This is a genomic window from Methylotuvimicrobium alcaliphilum 20Z (assembly GCF_000968535.2).
GTDB classification, from domain to species: domain Bacteria; phylum Pseudomonadota; class Gammaproteobacteria; order Methylococcales; family Methylomonadaceae; genus Methylotuvimicrobium; species Methylotuvimicrobium alcaliphilum.
In genome coordinates this window covers 354,602-370,666 of sequence record NC_016112.1, presented here as the reverse complement: position 1 = coordinate 370,666, position 16,065 = coordinate 354,602, and the positions used below count along the sequence as shown (strand labels likewise).

20 protein-coding genes are annotated in these 16,065 nt (G+C 47.8%); all 20 read right to left on the bottom strand.

Annotated elements, in window-relative coordinates; translation table 11 throughout:
* Positions 1-32: 32 nt before the first annotated feature.
* Positions 33-500 carry a restriction endonuclease subunit S gene (locus MEALZ_RS01690; protein ID WP_014146853.1) on the bottom strand — a complete coding sequence of 156 codons (468 nt, stop codon included), beginning with the start codon at positions 498-500 and terminating at the stop codon, positions 33-35.
* Between the two features lie 84 nt (positions 501-584).
* Positions 585-1,004, bottom strand: coding sequence for a PDDEXK nuclease domain-containing protein (locus MEALZ_RS23315; protein WP_014146852.1), 420 nt, complete (start codon positions 1,002-1,004; stop codon positions 585-587).
* Positions 1,005-1,007: 3 nt separating this feature from the next.
* Positions 1,008-1,601, bottom strand: a complete 594-nt coding sequence (locus tag MEALZ_RS23310; protein ID WP_014146851.1) for a DUF1016 N-terminal domain-containing protein — start codon at positions 1,599-1,601, stop codon at positions 1,008-1,010.
* A gap of 29 nt (positions 1,602-1,630) precedes the next feature.
* On the bottom strand, positions 1,631-1,753 hold the full coding sequence (locus tag MEALZ_RS23680; protein ID WP_269844356.1) for a hypothetical protein: 123 nt from the start codon (positions 1,751-1,753) through the stop codon (positions 1,631-1,633).
* Between the two features lie 8 nt (positions 1,754-1,761).
* The gene (locus tag MEALZ_RS01680) at positions 1,762-1,956 is read right to left on the bottom strand and encodes a helix-turn-helix domain-containing protein (RefSeq protein WP_014146850.1); all 195 of its coding nucleotides are present in this window, start codon (positions 1,954-1,956) and stop codon (positions 1,762-1,764) included.
* A gap of 95 nt (positions 1,957-2,051) precedes the next feature.
* Positions 2,052-2,609 carry a hypothetical protein gene (locus tag MEALZ_RS01675; protein WP_014146849.1) on the bottom strand — a complete coding sequence of 186 codons (558 nt, stop codon included), beginning with the start codon at positions 2,607-2,609 and terminating at the stop codon, positions 2,052-2,054.
* Positions 2,609-3,739 carry a helix-turn-helix domain-containing protein gene (locus MEALZ_RS01670; RefSeq protein ID WP_223842341.1) on the bottom strand — a complete coding sequence of 377 codons (1,131 nt, stop codon included), beginning with the start codon at positions 3,737-3,739 and terminating at the stop codon, positions 2,609-2,611. Before MEALZ_RS01670 ends, MEALZ_RS01675 begins: the two co-directional genes overlap by 1 nt.
* Before the next feature lie 375 nt (positions 3,740-4,114).
* Positions 4,115-5,944 (bottom strand): glutamine--fructose-6-phosphate transaminase (isomerizing), encoded by a 1,830-nt coding sequence (gene glmS, locus MEALZ_RS01665; protein ID WP_014146847.1) that lies wholly within the window; start codon positions 5,942-5,944, stop codon positions 4,115-4,117.
* Between the two features lies 1 nt (position 5,945).
* A complete protein-coding gene (glmU, locus tag MEALZ_RS01660) occupies positions 5,946-7,316 on the bottom strand; it encodes a bifunctional UDP-N-acetylglucosamine diphosphorylase/glucosamine-1-phosphate N-acetyltransferase GlmU (protein ID WP_014146846.1) in 1,371 nt (456 codons plus the stop codon).
* A 78-nt stretch (positions 7,317-7,394) separates the two neighbouring features.
* Positions 7,395-7,817 (bottom strand): F0F1 ATP synthase subunit epsilon, encoded by a 423-nt coding sequence (locus tag MEALZ_RS01655; protein ID WP_046060932.1) that lies wholly within the window; start codon positions 7,815-7,817, stop codon positions 7,395-7,397.
* Between the two features lie 21 nt (positions 7,818-7,838).
* Positions 7,839-9,221: a F0F1 ATP synthase subunit beta gene (atpD, locus tag MEALZ_RS01650; RefSeq protein ID WP_014146844.1), complete on the bottom strand. Its 1,383-nt coding sequence runs from the start codon at positions 9,219-9,221 to the stop codon at positions 7,839-7,841.
* Positions 9,222-9,266: 45 nt separating this feature from the next.
* Complete coding sequence (gene atpG / locus MEALZ_RS01645; protein ID WP_014146843.1) at positions 9,267-10,133, bottom strand: F0F1 ATP synthase subunit gamma; 867 nt, start codon at positions 10,131-10,133, stop codon at positions 9,267-9,269.
* A 12-nt stretch (positions 10,134-10,145) separates the two neighbouring features.
* Complete coding sequence (gene atpA / locus MEALZ_RS01640; protein WP_014146842.1) at positions 10,146-11,687, bottom strand: F0F1 ATP synthase subunit alpha; 1,542 nt, start codon at positions 11,685-11,687, stop codon at positions 10,146-10,148.
* Positions 11,688-11,703: 16 nt separating this feature from the next.
* On the bottom strand, positions 11,704-12,237 hold the full coding sequence (locus tag MEALZ_RS01635) for a F0F1 ATP synthase subunit delta (RefSeq protein WP_014146841.1): 534 nt from the start codon (positions 12,235-12,237) through the stop codon (positions 11,704-11,706).
* A 5-nt stretch (positions 12,238-12,242) separates the two neighbouring features.
* Entirely contained in the window at positions 12,243-12,716 is a 474-nt protein-coding gene (locus MEALZ_RS01630) for a F0F1 ATP synthase subunit B (RefSeq protein WP_014146840.1), read from the bottom strand.
* Between the two features lie 42 nt (positions 12,717-12,758).
* Positions 12,759-13,049 carry a F0F1 ATP synthase subunit C gene (gene atpE / locus MEALZ_RS01625; protein ID WP_014146839.1) on the bottom strand — a complete coding sequence of 97 codons (291 nt, stop codon included), beginning with the start codon at positions 13,047-13,049 and terminating at the stop codon, positions 12,759-12,761.
* Between the two features lie 42 nt (positions 13,050-13,091).
* Positions 13,092-13,868 carry a F0F1 ATP synthase subunit A gene (atpB, locus tag MEALZ_RS01620; RefSeq protein WP_014146838.1) on the bottom strand — a complete coding sequence of 259 codons (777 nt, stop codon included), beginning with the start codon at positions 13,866-13,868 and terminating at the stop codon, positions 13,092-13,094.
* 24 nt (positions 13,869-13,892) lie between these two features.
* Complete coding sequence (locus MEALZ_RS01615) at positions 13,893-14,300, bottom strand: ATP synthase subunit I (protein ID WP_014146837.1); 408 nt, start codon at positions 14,298-14,300, stop codon at positions 13,893-13,895.
* 115 nt (positions 14,301-14,415) lie between these two features.
* Complete coding sequence (locus MEALZ_RS01610; protein WP_014146836.1) at positions 14,416-15,288, bottom strand: ParB/RepB/Spo0J family partition protein; 873 nt, start codon at positions 15,286-15,288, stop codon at positions 14,416-14,418.
* A 7-nt stretch (positions 15,289-15,295) separates the two neighbouring features.
* Complete coding sequence (locus tag MEALZ_RS01605) at positions 15,296-16,063, bottom strand: ParA family protein (RefSeq protein ID WP_014146835.1); 768 nt, start codon at positions 16,061-16,063, stop codon at positions 15,296-15,298.
* Positions 16,064-16,065 lie beyond the last annotated feature (2 nt).

Genomic DNA, 16,065 nt, shown 5'->3' with positions numbered 1-16,065 from the left:
GCAAAGCCTTTGCCGAACACCCCGGCGCCACCTCAGGCACTGCCGAAATTTGAAGTGCGAAAGGTATATATTTCGACTTTTGCTAACTGTTGCTTGGGTAAGTGCTTAATCGTAGAACCTGTAAAATACGGCGCAAAGCCATTCGTTTTTCGTAAATTTAAAAAGGCGTAATATAAAAATTGGCTATTTATTCCTTGCTTTGGTCGAATTCGATGGAGAGCTTTCTGCAACATTATTGAAGATTTCTCATCCGTCCAAATTGCACAACGTCCCGGTTCACCGCCCTCACACATTACGATATCACCGTTTGATACTGAATATTTATCTAGCTCATGCGGCTCAAAACGCATTTCTCTGAGTTCAGTCAAATCAAACTCACCCCAACGGACATTCACGTTAGCCAAATAGGGTAGAAGCTCCCCCCGATTCTTTTTCTCATCAAGCATTTTTCCTAGTGTGAAATCAGCAATTTCATCCACATTTTTTTTCACCCAACTCATCCCTCCAACTCCTCGAAGTTACGAATGATTTTCTCAGCCAATTTCACTGCTATAACCTTGCGGCACAATCGTTCCCATCCAGCCTTACTCATCACCGGTCTCCTGTTTCAATGCAAGCTGCGCGGTAATCTGTTCGCGTTCTCTTTGCAGTTCTGTGCGGAGCTCTTCCTCGCTGGGCAGATACGGCAGATATTTAGCGGCAAATAATTGCTGCTGGTCGGTCAGTACCGAATACTTGACGACGGCTTCGCCTTTTTCGCTGCACAGCACCAAGCCAATGGTGGGATTATCGTCATCGCCTTTACGTTGCTCGTCATACAAACGCACATAAGTATCCATTTGCCCTACATCCTGATGTTTCAGTTTGCCGAGTTTTAAATCCACCAGTAAAAAACATTTGAGTTTGAAGTTGTAAAACACCAGATCGAGATAAAAATCTTCATCGTCGAAACGAATGCGCTGCTGGCGCTCGACAAAGGCAAAGCCTTTGCCCAGCTCCAACAAAAACTATTGCAGGTTGGTGATGATAGCCTGTTCCAGCTCGGCTTCCTGATAGCTCTTATCTTGCAGATTCAAAAAATCCAGGATGTATGGATCGCGTAGATAATCTTTGGCGCTTTCAGCCAACGGCGCAGTTTTATTGGCTGCTTCTGTTTCAAGCAAGGCTTTGTCTTTACTAGCCAGTAGCCGCTCGTAATAGAGTTTGCTGATTTGCCGCTCCAGGGCGCGGGCGCTCCAATGTTGTTGGATGGCTTCTTGCTGATACCATTGTCTGGCTGCCGGATTTTCAATGCGTAACAAACAGCGGTAATGGGTCCAACTCAATTCGGTACGCACTGCGTTCCGATTTGGATACGCTTGATAAAATGCACGCATATTACGCAAGTTTCTGACATCAAAGCCTTTACCCAAACGCTCCGTCAGATGCTGAGAAAGCGTTTCTAACTGACGCTTGCCATAGGCCGCCCGACTTCCGCCTTGTTGCTCGTGTTCTACAATCAATCGCCCAACCTGCCAATAACTCGCGACCATGGCTTGATTTACCGCGTTACGAACCTGGCCTCTAGCCTGCTCTATGGTCTGGGCAATCGTCTGTATCAAGCTTTATGGGATTGAAGTATCGGGGGAGCTCATACCCCCAACTCCTCAAAGTTACAGGCAATCTTGTCGGCCAGCTCGGAATTACCGCGCAAAGTATCGGCCGCCTTCCACAAACGTTTTTCAATTGCTTCAATATTTTCAAGTTGTGCCATGGGGGCCGTTATTCCTGATCTGTGAATTTTGTACGGTTGTGTTGGGATGCGATGTATTGCTCCAGTTCGCTTTGTTTAAATCGCCACGAGTTACCCACCTTAAATCCCGGCAGTTCGCCGCTTGCCACCAACCGGTAGATAGTGCGTTCGTTGACCTTGAGGTATTCGGCCACGTCTTTAATGGTCAATATGACATCACTCATGACGAGAAATTTTACATATGTCGAAAAAGTACAAAGTAGTCACTATAGTGGATCATGGTTGTAGGTCAAGCCAATAGAAATCCAAGGGTGATTCTTCAATCTTGCGGATCAGAAAACAAGCGATCGTAATCAAATTTAAAGTTGGCAGGAAGATCGGCGATATAGCGCCAATAGTCACAAAGACCATCGATGGTTTTCATGTCGATATGACCGCAGTCAAGCATGATTTTCAATAACTCCAGAGTAGACATCACCTGGGTATCGAATTCATTCGCCAATTCAGTCATATCCTGATCATCGGTGACCACCGGCACATTCAACTCCAAGGCATAGGCGATATACATCACATCTACTCTGGAAGGGCCAGGCAGATCCGTTTGTACATGATTCCAAAGGTATTCGAAGGTTTGTTGAATGGAACTCTTTTGCTTTTTGCTGATTTTGGGAAAGTGCTTGCGATTATCTGCAAATTCTTCTTCGTCTACCCAGTGGAACTTGCTTTGCAGCTTGCGATTTTCCAGCTCTTTATTCAGCTCTGGTAGGACATACAGGCAGTACTTATTGTCACCAAAAGGCACGAATAATAAAGGGCGAATGGTTCTTGCCAGCCTTAAATAGGCATTGGTATCAACGAGAATTTTCGATTGGGGCATTAGGTCAACTCTGCGTGGATACTCCATGCATCAAGTAGTGGCATATCCAGCACAGTCTGAACAAAACCTGATCCCTTGTTGTGCTCCTTCAGGTACTTTCTAAGGAGTTCAAAAAACGGCGTTTCGAAGGTATCCTCGGCTTTAGCGATATACTCACGGGCACTTGGCTTACCATGATCGTCCAGTTCGGCATCACCAAAGAGAGCTTCGCTTACGTTTTTGTAACGCTTGTTGAAGTTGGTTACCGCTCCATGAAATGCTTTACTCAGCTTAATCTCTGGTTTTCCTACTGCTACAGCATATTTATTAACCTGCTCAAATACGGTATAGGGTGAAATCGTAAGCTGATCGGCAAGATCTACTACATGAGCGATTTTTGCAGCTGGCGTGGGCTTTGACCAGATAGAGATATATGCTTTTTCTGCCAACTCATGAGGATATAGCAAGCTCGCTGCAAAAGCATCTGCAAAGTCTTCAGCCTCGTCACCTTCCAAGCTAGGCGACAAACAGTGACCAAGCTCGTGAGCCATCCAAAATTTAAAGTCATGAATGTTAGTATCGAGATTTAAGTAGACCCAAGTGCTTTGGGAATCAAGCAAGTAAATATGCACCGCATTCTCATGGCGCTTTTTTGAACCCCACATCACCGGCACCACTACAGCTTGTAGTTCACCAAAACGTCTTATGAGATGGGTAAAGTCCACACAATCAGTTAGCCCCAGGTTGATATCTTCCCTGACCTTGGCCGTTACTTTGCGAAGATAGTCATAATCACAGCTGGGCGATTTAAGTACCGGGGGCATTTCCAGAGTGTCAAACGGCAGGTAGGGTACCAAGTGACGCAAAAAGCGGCCAATTTCCTGGGCATTCTCTATATGATGGTCTTTTGTTTTGGTACCTTTCATCTTTCGAAAGGCAACCTTTGGCGTAAAGGGATCTTCTTTGATGACCAACTCATCGAAAGCAAGATTTAGCAGCTTGCCTAACTGAAGAAGCTTATTTGGACGAGGAAAAGATTTGGCATTTAGCCATTGAGAAACGGCTTCTTTGGATACGCTCAAAGCATCAGCAACAGCGGTTTGAGTCAGCCCCGCTTTTTCAATTGCTTGTTGCGCTTTATCGGTATTCAATCTCTTTTGCATGCGCAAAGTATAGGCGAACGTCAAGTTTTGTCAAGTTAGGGCGTAGAGCATGCTTAGCGATGATGTCGGCGGCAGGGAAAGCCGCCGTCAAGCCACCACGGAAGGGCTTACCCAGCACCTAAACTCCATAGCCCAGCCATGGTTAATTGTCTTGGATAATTGTTTACAGCGTCCTTTGACGGGCACCCCGAGGCCGAATTTTCAGCTACGATGAGTATGTTATTAGATGGTTTTTCGATCAAAAGGGAGTAGACGGCAAAACCCTTTACGAGCTTTGCATAGCTCATACAGGTGCATCCATGCTTTCTAAAAAATTACGACTTTATTGTCAAGCGCAAGCCATTCGTGCTCATTCTCCGCTATTTATTCGACCGTTACCGACTTAGCCAGATTTCTCGGCTGATCGACATCGGTCCCTTTTAGGACCGCGACATGATAGGACAGCAATTGCAACGGAATGGTATAGATAATCGGCGATATTTCGTTTTCAACCGGCGGCATTTTAATAATTTGAACGTTGACATCGTTTTCGGCCGCCAATGTTTCGTCCATAAACACGATCAATTGACCGCCTCGGGCGCTGACTTCCTGTATGTTCGATTTGAGTTTTTCAAGCAGGCTATTGTTCGGCGCGACAGTGATGACCGGCATTTCGGCATCGATCAGGGCCAACGGCCCATGTTTCAATTCGCCCGCAGGATAAGCTTCGGCGTGAATATAGGAAATCTCCTTAAGCTTCAATGCACCTTCCATCGCGATCGGATAATGAGTCCCGCGACCTAAAAATAAAGCATGCTGTTTTTCGGCGAACTGCTCGGACAATTGTTTGATCTTGTCGTCCAATTGCAGAACCGCTTCGATTTTTCCGGGCAAACTGAAAAGCTCCGAAGATATTTTGTTTTCCAACTCTTTCGTCAGTCCGAAGCGCCTCCCTATCGCAATGACTAAAAGCAACAAGGTCGCCAATTGCGTCGTGAAGGCTTTCGTCGATGCGACGCCGATTTCAGGGCCTGCACGAGTCATCATCACTAAGTCGGATTCTCTGACTAGCGAGCTTTCCGGAACATTACAGATCGCGAGGGAATATTTTGCACCGAGCTTTTTGGCTTCTTGCAATGCGGCCAAAGTATCGGCGGTTTCGCCGGATTGCGAAATCGTCACAACCAAGGTGCCGGGGGGGACGATCGGTTTACGGTAGCGATATTCGCTGGCTACTTCGATATTACAAGGCACTTTGGCTAATTTCTCGAACCAATAGCGGGCAACCAAACCGGCATGATAGCTCGTCCCGCAAGCAAGTATCTGTATCGATTCGATCTGATCGAATACCTCGCCGGCATTATGGCCGAACGCGCTTTCTTGAAGGCGATTATCGATAAAGCGTCCTTCGAGCGCCTCGGAAATCGCCCAAGGTTGGTCGTAGATTTCCTTGAGCATGTAATGGCGATAGAGGCCTTTTTCGACCGAATCGGCCTTGAGCTGGCTTTCTTTGATCGACCGGTCGACTAGGTTGTCGTCCTTGTCGTAAATGACGACTTTATCGATCGTAATTTCGGCAACATCGCCGTCTTCGAGAAACATAAAACGTTGCGTAACCGGCAGCAACGCGGCGACATCGGAGGCGATAAAATATTCGCCGATGCCGACTCCAATCACGAGCGGACTACCTTTTCTACAAGCGATCAAGGTATTCGGGTGATCCTTTGCAACGACGCCTAACGCATAAGCGCCTTCGAGCTTTTTGATCGATTCCTTGACCGCGCCGAGCAGATTATCAGTGTTTTCCAGTGCGCCATATATTTCGTTGACGATCACTTCGGTATCGGTTTCGGAGGTAAATTCATAACCGACTGCTTTCTGATTATTCCTCAATTGCTCATGATTTTCGATGATGCCGTTATGCACGACTGCAACCTTGTCGCGGCATACATGAGGATGAGCATTCGCGGTACTCGGTTTGCCATGCGTCGCCCACCGCGTATGAGCGATACCGATATTACCTTGTATCGCATCCTGAGCAATCAAGGCTTCTAAGCCTCTAACCTTGCCGACCTCGCGCTTGCGATAAAGCTGACCATCTTCGACAATGGCCAATCCGGCCGAATCGTAACCGCGATATTCAAGGCGCTTGAGGCCTTCGATCAATATCGGCACTACGTTACGTTGCGCAATTGCGCCGACGATTCCGCACATACTATTTCTCCTTTTTTACCGGCCTTTGCCAGGTTGGGATAGTGGTTTGTTTGGCCCGCGCCAAGGTCAATTTTTCAGGGGGGGTGTCTTTCGTAATCGTCGATCCAGCGCCTATCGTCGCATTCTTACCGATTGTAACCGGCGCAACCAATTGCGAATTCGAGCCGATAAACGCACCATCTTCGATCACGGTCTTGAACTTATTGACACCGTCGTAGTTACAGGTGATCGTGCCGGCACCGACATTGACGCCGCTACCGATGACGCTATCGCCAATATAACTCAAATGGTTGATTTTACTACCGACCGCGACTGTGGACTTTTTGATTTCGACGAAATTGCCGACATGAACATTATCGGCTAATTTGGCGTCGGGTCTTAGCCGTGCAAAAGGTCCGATGCGGCTAGCTTTACCGACTTCGGCATTTTCGATCACGCAATTCGGCAATATTTCGACATTATCGTGAATGATCGAGTTTTTTATAAGCGTATTTGCGCCGATCGTTACATTGCTGCCTATGTTAATGCTGCCTTCGAGAATGACATTGACGTCGATTTCGATATCGGAACCCAAATGCTCGATGCTTCCCCTGATGTCGAAACGCGCAGGATCTCTCAATGTAACTCCGCGCTCCATTAAGCTATTCGCCTGCTCCATTTGATAAACACGCTCCAGATGTGCCAATTGCATTCGATTGTTGACGCCCAACACCTCGTCCTCGGTCTCGGCCTGGGAAGTTACGATGCCAATTCCATCATTGACAGCCATTTCGATGATGTCGGTTAGATAATACTCGTTTTGTGCATTATTATTCTGCAAGCGACTTAACCATTTTTTCAATTGTTCGCCGTTCAATGCCATGATACCGGTATTGCCTTCTTGTATCGCTTTTTCTTCGGGAGATGCGTCTTTTTCTTCGACGATTTTCAAAACTCTATTGTCGCTGCCCCGCACGATGCGGCCATAACCCGTGGGGTTGGATAACACGACCGTTAATAATGCCAAGGCATTACTACCTGCATCGGCAATCAACGTTTCGATCGTCGACAACTTCAATAAAGGCACATCTCCATATAATATCAGTACGGTATCGTCATCATCGACATAATCGATGGCTTGCTGCACGGCATGTCCCGTGCCTAATTGCTGAATTTGCTCTATCCACTGAGCATCGAGGTGACTTAAACGATTTCGAACTTGCTCCGCGCCGTGTCCGTAAACAATATTTACCCGATTATCGGCCAATTGTTTACTGGTATCGTAGACATGCTCCAGCAAAGGTCTTCCAGCCACTTGATGTAAAATCTTCGGCATTTCGGAACGCATGCGCGTCCCTTTGCCTGCTGCTAAAATTATAGTCGTTAATGTCATTTTTTCATTTCCTTTAAACAAAAAAAGCCCGACAACGCTTTATCGTTATCGGGCTTTTATATGGCTTAAGCCACGGTGTTATCCGCCGCGTTTTCTGAGTCTGTCCAAAGTCCTCAATTGCATGACCGCTTCCATCAATTGTGCCTGAGCGGTCGCATAATCGATCTTGCTAGTTTTATCGGATAATGCTTCCTCGGCTCGGGATTTGGCTTCTAGTGCTGCTGCTTCATCGATGTCTTTCGCTCGAATCGCGCTATCGGCCAATATCGTCACCAAATGCGGCTGGACTTCCAAAATGCCGCCAGAAACAAAGAATGGATAGCTTTCGCTGTCGCTGACCTTGACCCTGACTTCACCGGGTTTGAGTTTGGTAATCATCGGCGCATGGCGCGGCGAGATACCGACTTCGCCTAGTTCGGCGGGCGCAAAAACCATTTCGGCCAAGCCGGAATAAATTTCTTGCTCCGCGCTGACGATGTCTACATGTACGGTCATTGTCATTTCTCGGTTCCCATCGTCCGGTTACTTTTTCATGCCCTTGGCTTTTTCCAAAGCCTCGTCGATCGTGCCGACCATGTAGAATGCTTGCTCCGGAACATGATCGTACTCGCCATCGATAATGCCTTTGAAACCGGCGATTGTGTCTTTTAATGAAACATATTTTCCCGGAGAACCGGTGAAAACCTCTGCCACGAAGAACGGTTGCGACAAGAATCTTTGAATCTTGCGCGCTCTCGAAACAATCAACTTGTCTTCTTCCGACAACTCGTCCATGCCTAAAATCGCGATAATGTCGCGTAACTCTTTGTACCGTTGCAAAGTGCCTTGCACCGCACGAGCGACATTGTAATGCTCATGACCAATAACCAAAGGATCCAACTGGCGGCTAGTCGAGTCAAGCGGATCGATCGCCGGATAAATACCCAACTCGGCGATTTGACGGGACAATACCACGGTCGCGTCCAAATGCGCAAATGTCGTAGCCGGTGACGGGTCGGTCAAGTCGTCGGCAGGAACATAAACGGCCTGGATCGACGTAATGGATCCGGTTTTGGTTGACGTAATACGTTCTTGCAATACGCCCATTTCTTCCGCCAAGTTAGGCTGATAGCCTACCGCCGACGGCATACGACCCAACAACGCCGACACTTCGGTACCGGCCAATGTGTAACGATAAATATTATCTACGAAGAACAATACGTCACGACCTTCTTCACGGAAAAATTCGGCCATCGTCAAACCGGTCAAAGCTACACGCAGTCTGTTGCCTGGCGGCTCGTTCATCTGACCGTAAACTAACGATACCTTGTCGATAACTTTGGAGTCGGTCATCTCGTGATAAAAATCGTTACCTTCACGGGTACGCTCGCCAACGCCGGCGAAAACCGAGAAACCGCTGTGTTCGATCGCGATGTTACGAATCAATTCCATCATGTTGACGGTCTTGCCGACGCCGGCACCGCCGAATAAACCGACTTTACCGCCTTTCGCGAATGGACAAACCAAGTCGATAACCTTGATGCCGGTTTCTAGCAATTCATTACTGGCGGCTTGCTCATCGTAAGACGGTGCTTCGCGGTGAATCGCCCATCTTTCGTCTTCGCCGATCGCGCCTTTCTCGTCGATCGGCTCGCCAAGCACGTTCATGATACGGCCCAACGTTTTTTGACCGACCGGTACTGCAATAGGCGCACCGGAATTGCTCACTTGCAATCCTCTGCTCAATCCGTCGGTCGAACCCATTGCAATGGATCTGACCACGCCGTCGCCTAATTGCTGCTGCACTTCCAAAACAAGATTCTTGTCTTCAACTTTCAGCGCATCATAGACTTTCGGAAGGCTTTCGCGTGGAAATTCGACATCCACGACCGCTCCGATAATCTGAACGATTTTACCCAAACTCATTTTGTCGTCCTCTTCAATACTTAAATCTGTTAATTCGTCTGTGCATTACACAGCAGCGGCGCCGGCAACGATTTCGGAAATTTCCTGTGTAATCGCGGCTTGTCGGGCTTTGTTGTAAACCAGTTGCAGTTCACCGATAAGCTTGCCGGCATTATCCGAAGCGCTTTTCATCGCAACCATCCGGGCGGCCTGTTCGCAAGCATTGTTCTCGACCAGTCCCTGATACACGATCGATTCGATATAGCGAATCAGCAGATTATCCAGAACTTCCTTCGCATCGGGTTCGTAAATATAATCCCAATGCCCTTTCAATTCGTCCTCGATCTCATCGGCAATGACCGGCAGTAGTTTTTCGACATTCGGCCGTTGCGTCATCGTGTTAACAAACTCATTACTGATCACATATAACTCATCGACCCGGCCTTCTTCATAAGCGTCGAGCATGATTTTTATGATACCGATGATATCGTTTAGATGCGGCGTGTCGCCAAGCTTGCCGACTTGCCCAACCATATTGATTTTTTGTAAGTTACCGAAAAACCCGGCCGCCTTGGTTCCGATTGTGCAAATATCGACATCGACGCCGTCTTTTTCCCATTGGCGTAACTGCACTAGGGTTTTACGGAATAGATTAGAATTCAAACCGCCGCATAAGCCGCGATCCGAACTGACGACGATCACACCAACCCTTTTGACTTCTCGCGGAATCAAATAAGGATGTTTGTACTCGGCATTGGCATGAGCCAGATGTTTGATGATCTGACCCATTTTTTTTGAGTAAGGCCGCGTTGCCTGCATTCTATTTTGCGTTTTACGCATTTTACTCGCGGCGACCATTTCCATCGCTCGCGTGATCTTTTGAGTATTTTTAATACTTCCGATCTTGGTGCGTATTTCTTTACCGACAGCCATTTGACGACCCTTTTACCAGCTATGCGTGTTAATGAACGTTTCGATGGCGGATTTAATGCCTTCTTTGATTTCATCGGAGAAGTCGCCGGTTGCATTGATCTGAGCCATCAATTCCGACTTTTCGGATTTCATGTACAGTTGCAGAGCGTCTTCGAAATCGCGTACTTTATTGACTTCGACCGAATCCAGATAGCCTTCGTTTGCAGCGAACAACGACACCGCCATTTGTGCAACCGACATCGGCGAATATTGATTTTGCTTCATCAACTCGGTCACGCGTTGACCGCGTTCGATTTGCTTACGCGTGCTTTCGTCAAGATCGGACGCGAACTGAGCAAAAGCCGCCAACTCACGGTACTGAGCCAAGTCCAAACGAATACCGCCGCCCAATTTCTTGATGATTTTGGTTTGCGCCGCACCGCCAACCCGCGATACCGACAGACCCGCGTTGACTGCAGGACGAATACCGGCATTGAACAGGTCGGTTTCGAGGAAGATCTGTCCGTCGGTGATCGAAATCACGTTGGTCGGAACGAAGGCCGATACGTCGCCTGCTTGCGTTTCGATGATCGGAAGTGCTGTCAACGAACCGGTTTTGCCTTTCACTTGACCGTTGGTCAATTTTTCGACTTCGTCGGCATTGATTCTTGCCGCTCTTTCGAGCAACCGTGAATGCAAATAGAAAACGTCGCCCGGATAAGCTTCACGACCCGGCGGTCTACGAAGTAATAACGATACTTGGCGATAGGCCCAAGCTTGCTTGGTCAAATCGTCGTAAATAATCAATGCGTCTTCGCCGCGGTCTCTGAAATATTCACCCATCGAGCAACCGGTATACGGCGCGATGAATTGCAGAGCTGCGGATTCGGATGCGGAAGCCGCTACGACAATGGTATGCTCCATCGCGCCGTGCTCTTCAAGCTTGCGTACGACGTTCGCGATCGAAGAGCGCTTTTGGCCGATCGCGACATAAATACATTTGATGCCGGTGCCTTTTTGATTAATGATCGCATCGACGGCAATGGCGGTTTTACCGGTTTGGCGGTCGCCGATGATCAATTCGCGTTGGCCACGACCGACCGGAATCATCGAGTCGATCGATTTCAGCCCGATTTGCACCGGCTGATCGACCGATTGGCGTGCGATAACGCCCGGAGCGATTTTTTCGATCGGAGAAGTTTCGCTTGTGTTAATCGCGCCTTTGCCGTCGATCGGATTGCCCAATGCGTCGACAACGCGTCCCAGCAACGCTTCGCCAACCGGTACTTCCAAAATTCTACCGGTACATTTGACGGTATCGCCTTCGGTAATGTGTTCGTAAGAACCCAGAACCACAGCCCCGACCGAATCGCGCTCTAAGTTAAGCGCCATGCCGTAGGTATTTCCGGGAAACTCCAACATCTCGCCCTGCATGGCTTCGGAAAGCCCATGCACTCTGACGATACCGTCGGTTACACTAACTACGGTCCCTTCGGTATGGCTTTCGACGCTCAGGTCGAAATTTTCGATCTTTTGCTTGATAAGATCACTGATTTCTGATGGGTTTAATTGCATGTTCTTTTTCTCTCACTCACTGTAGAGCTTTCTGCATGTGAAGAAGCTGGCCTTTGACGGTTCCGTCGATCACCTTATCTCCGGCACGGATTAGTACACCACCGATCAGCGACCGGTCGTTCCAGATATCCAAACGAACTTGCTTATTCAGCCAACGCTCCAATCTGGATACTAAGTTGCCTTGCTCGTCTTCCGTCAAAGGGTAAGCGGATATGACCTGAACTTCGGAGTATCCTTCATCGTCCGCTCTGAATTGCTCGTAAATTTTTGCAATTTGCGCGGCCAATTTCAGCCGATTATTTTGGATGAGCAGTTTTAGAAAGTTTTTACCTTCCTGATCGAGATGTTCGCCGCAGATGTCCAACATCAAGTTTAAAAAACTTTCTTTAGCGATTTTCGGATTATCGGCTGCCAGCGCAATATTAGAGTCGCTCAAGACCGCAGACAAAAACGCCAAATTATCGGACCATTGTGCTGTCGCGCCGATTTCCTTCGCTCGTTTGAAAGCCGCCTCCGCATAAGGGCGCGCCAATGTTGCCAGTTCGCTCATGGTGCTTAACCTATTTGATTGGAAACTTTATTCAAGATTTCTTGGTGTTTGGCTTGATCGATTTCCGCGCTTAAAATTTGTTCTGCCGCATTCAGTGCCAAGGAAGAGACTTCCTTACGCAAACTTTCTTTGACTTGCTGCAATTCTTGATCGATCTGCGCTTGAGCGGCGACAAGTAAGCGTTCGCCTTCTTTCTTAGCGGCGTCTTTCGACTCCTCGACAATTTCATTGGCCCGTTTTTGCGCCAGATTGACGATATCTGAAGACTGCTCTTTGGCTTCTTTGAGGACATTGACGGCCCTTTTCTCGGCCAATTCCATTTCTTCCTGGCCTTTTTCGGCCGCCGCCAATCCGTCGGCTATTCTCTTCTTCCGCTCTTCCAGGGATTGATACAGTGGGGGCCAAACGAACTTCATGGTAAACCATACCAGAAGTGCGAATGTAATCATTTGACCAATCAGAGTAGCATTGATACTCACGATGCGTTCCTCTTGTTGCTGTTAGTTAAAAAACCGGATCTATTAATTACCGGCAGCGGCTTGAACAGCGGATAAAAACGGATTCGCAAATGTGAAAAATAATGCCAAACCAACGCCGATCATGGTTACCGCGTCCAACAAGCCTGCAACAATGAACATTTTAACCTGCAACATAGGCACCATTTCCGGTTGACGCGCCGCGCCTTCCAAAAATTTACCTCCCAACAAACCGAAACCGATAGCGGTTCCAAGCGCACCCATTCCTAAAACCAGTCCGACAGCGATCGCTGTCATGCCTTGAACATCAGCAATTAAAGACGCTAAATTTTCCATGATACCTCCAAACGTATGATTAAAATTAAAGTAACAAAATAATTAGTGATCTTCGTGAGCCATACTCAGGTAGACGATCGTCAATACCATGAATATGAAAGCTTGTAGCGTGATAATCAGAATGTGAAAAATTGCCCACGGAAAGCTCAGCGCTGGCTGTATTGCCCACGGCAACAGCGCAATCAGAATAAATATCAGTTCGCCGGCATATAGATTACCGAATAAACGAAGCGCCAATGAGATCGGTTTGGCTAGCTCCTCGACCAGTTTCAGCAACAGATTAAACGGTAGCAACCAAGGTCCGAACGGTTGAAACATCAACTCTTTGGCGAAACCCCAAGGGCCTTTGACCTTAATGCTGTAAAAAATAATCAGGAAGAATACCGAAATCGACATGGCGAAGGTCGCATTCAAATCGGTACTGGGCACGACTCTCAGATACTCGATACCCATCATGGAACCGATCATCGGCAACAAATCAACCGGGAACAAATCCATAAAATTAAACAGGAAGACCCAGCAGAAAATCGTCAACGCCAAAGGCGCGATCAATTCGCTTTTGCCGTGAAAGCTGTCTTTAACCTGTGAATCGACGAACTCTATCATCATTTCGGCAAAATTTTGCACCAATCCCGGGACATCGGAAGTGGCTCTTTCGGCCGCCATTTTAAAAAACCAAATGAACAATCCACCCAACACGGCGGAAAAAAACAGAGTATCCAAATGCAAAGTCCAGAAACCCTCACCGACACTCAATGGTGTCAAATGATGAACGATATATCCGGTTGCCCCTTCGGCTGCATGGGCTTCAGTAGCCATCTTTCCTCTCTCGAATTGAAATCGTCAGCGCATAATTAGCGCAAACCAAAATACGGACAATACTGCTATATACCCCAATAGCAGCGTTAAAATATTGATATTCGGAATTTGAAAAATCAAAAAAAACAGCACAGCTGTCAATATGAGCTTTCCCGATTCGCCGGCATAAAACGAATTCACGATTTTTTTGGCGCCTTGCCCGCTCGCTCTAAAGATGCGCAAAGCAAAGTATAGATTCGGTATAAATGCTGCTAATGCGCCTAGAAACGGCGACTTAGCACTCTGCAGCCCCGAAAAAACTGCAAATCCGGAAGATATCGCGATAATAACGAACGCTTGTAAAATCAAGATTTTTCCGACTGTAGAAATCTTTTCGTCCGCCACACCGACTCCGGATACAACAACTTGTGGATTATAGCGATGAGGCTTCATTTAATCAAGGACGAAAAAGGAACAGAGCATTTCCTTCTTTGCAACGATTCATATAAAAATCAGCCACTCAATCAGCTTGATTTTCCGGTTTCACTCATATCCCGGACAAACGAAATCAATCGGTAATCCTATTTTCCGAATAACTGAGCTGCTCGATGATGCCGTCCAATTGCTCCAAACTCGAATAAGCCAGCACCAGTTTGCCGGAACCGTTTTGTTTATGATTGATCGAGACTTTCGCGCCGAGTTTCGACGTTAGCTCCTCCTGCAATCGAAGGGTATCGCGGTCGACTTCCGCCGGTTCGTTTTTTAGCGGCTCGGTCTGCAAATCCCTGATCAGTTTTTCCACCGCCCTGACCGAAAGACTTTGCTTAGCGATTTTCTGCGCGGCCTGAATTTGCAGATCGCGCCCCAACGGCAACAAAGCCCGGGCATGCCCCATCTCGATTTGCTTATCGACCAGCAACTGCTTGACTTCCGGCTGCAACTCCATCAATCGCAATAAGTTGGTCACCGTCGCGCGGGATTTACCGATCGCATCGGCGATTTGCTGATGCGTCAACTCAAACTCTTCAAGAAGCCTTCTCAATGCGTCGGCCTCTTCAAGCGGATTCAAATCTTCGCGCTGAATATTTTCAATCAATGCGATCGCCATCGCACCCTTATCGTCGATATCGCGCACAACCACCGGCACTTCTTGCAACCCGGCAAGCTGCGCAGCGCGCCAACGCCTTTCCCCAGCAACGATTTCATATCGTTCATCGCCGATTTTACGCAACACAATCGGCTGAATGATACCTTGTGCCTTGATCGAATCGGCTAGCTCTTTGATCCTTTCCGGATCGATATCCTTTCTTGGTTGAAACTTTCCACGCTGCAACCATTCGATCGGCAGTTTTTGCAGTTCGTTTTTTTTCTCTGTTGCAGGTGGCGCATCGCCCAGTAATGCATCCAGCCCCCGACCCAAACCTCGTTTTTGTACCGCCATAATTATCTTATTTCTTCTCTTTTCTAATCATTTCACCGGCCAATGCAATATAAGCCAAGGCACCGCGCGACGACTTATCGTATTGAATCACCGGCAAACCATGACTCGGCGCCTCGGCCAAGCGAATATTACGCGGAATCGTGGTGCGAAACACTTTATCGCCGAAATATTCAGTCAACTGATCGGATACGTCTTTGGTCAAGCGACTTCTATTATCGAACATCGTTCTTAAAATACCTTCGAGATGCAAGCCGGGATTCACCGAACCTTGGATGTTTCTCAATGTCGACATCAGCGCCGATAAACCTTCTAGCGCATAGTATTCGCACTGCATCGGTATCAGCACGCTATCGGCTGCGACCATGGCATTTAATGTCAACATATTCAAGGTAGGAGGGCAATCGATCAGTATATAGTCGTACTGATCCTTAATCGCCTGCAAGGCTTCGGCCAGACGCCGCTCCTTTCGATCGATCTGCAGCATATTGACTTCGGCTGCCGTCAAGTCGGAATTGGCCGGAATGATCGAAAAGCCGCACGACTCTTGCTTTACAACAGTCTCGGCTGCCGGCACATCTTCTAATAATAAATCGTAACTGGAATATTGCACCGCGTCTTTATCGACGCCGCAACCCATCGCCGCATTACCTTGCGGATCGAGATCCACTAACAACACTTTTCGTTTTGCGCCCGCCAAAGCCGCGGACAGATTAACACTGGTCGTCGTTTTACCGACCCCGCCTTTTTGATTGGTAACTGCTATCACCTTTCCCACTC

What these genes read in the sequence shown, in the direction of transcription:
- glmU (WP_014146846.1), bottom strand. Translation starts at nt 7,316, where the DNA reads ATGACATTAACGACTATAATTTTAGCAGCAGGCAAAGGGACGCGCATG.
- atpB (WP_014146838.1), bottom strand. Translation starts at nt 13,868, where the DNA reads ATGGCTACTGAAGCCCATGCAGCCGAAGGGGCAACCGGATATATCGTT.
- atpE (WP_014146839.1), bottom strand. Translation starts at nt 13,049, where the DNA reads ATGGAAAATTTAGCGTCTTTAATTGCTGATGTTCAAGGCATGACAGCG.
- MEALZ_RS01690 (WP_014146853.1), bottom strand. Translation starts at nt 500, where the DNA reads ATGAGTTGGGTGAAAAAAAATGTGGATGAAATTGCTGATTTCACACTA.
- MEALZ_RS01615 (WP_014146837.1), bottom strand. Translation starts at nt 14,300, where the DNA reads ATGAAGCCTCATCGCTATAATCCACAAGTTGTTGTATCCGGAGTCGGT.
- MEALZ_RS01655 (WP_046060932.1), bottom strand. Translation starts at nt 7,817, where the DNA reads ATGACAATGACCGTACATGTAGACATCGTCAGCGCGGAGCAAGAAATT.
- atpD (WP_014146844.1), bottom strand. Translation starts at nt 9,221, where the DNA reads ATGAGTTTGGGTAAAATCGTTCAGATTATCGGAGCGGTCGTGGATGTC.
- glmS (WP_014146847.1), bottom strand. Translation starts at nt 5,944, where the DNA reads ATGTGCGGAATCGTCGGCGCAATTGCGCAACGTAACGTAGTGCCGATA.
- atpA (WP_014146842.1), bottom strand. Translation starts at nt 11,687, where the DNA reads ATGCAATTAAACCCATCAGAAATCAGTGATCTTATCAAGCAAAAGATC.
- MEALZ_RS01610 (WP_014146836.1), bottom strand. Translation starts at nt 15,288, where the DNA reads ATGGCGGTACAAAAACGAGGTTTGGGTCGGGGGCTGGATGCATTACTG.
- atpG (WP_014146843.1), bottom strand. Translation starts at nt 10,133, where the DNA reads ATGGCTGTCGGTAAAGAAATACGCACCAAGATCGGAAGTATTAAAAAT.
- MEALZ_RS01675 (WP_014146849.1), bottom strand. Translation starts at nt 2,609, where the DNA reads ATGCCCCAATCGAAAATTCTCGTTGATACCAATGCCTATTTAAGGCTG.
- MEALZ_RS01680 (WP_014146850.1), bottom strand. Translation starts at nt 1,956, where the DNA reads ATGAGTGATGTCATATTGACCATTAAAGACGTGGCCGAATACCTCAAG.
- MEALZ_RS23680 (WP_269844356.1), bottom strand. Translation starts at nt 1,753, where the DNA reads ATGGCACAACTTGAAAATATTGAAGCAATTGAAAAACGTTTGTGGAAG.
- MEALZ_RS01635 (WP_014146841.1), bottom strand. Translation starts at nt 12,237, where the DNA reads ATGAGCGAACTGGCAACATTGGCGCGCCCTTATGCGGAGGCGGCTTTC.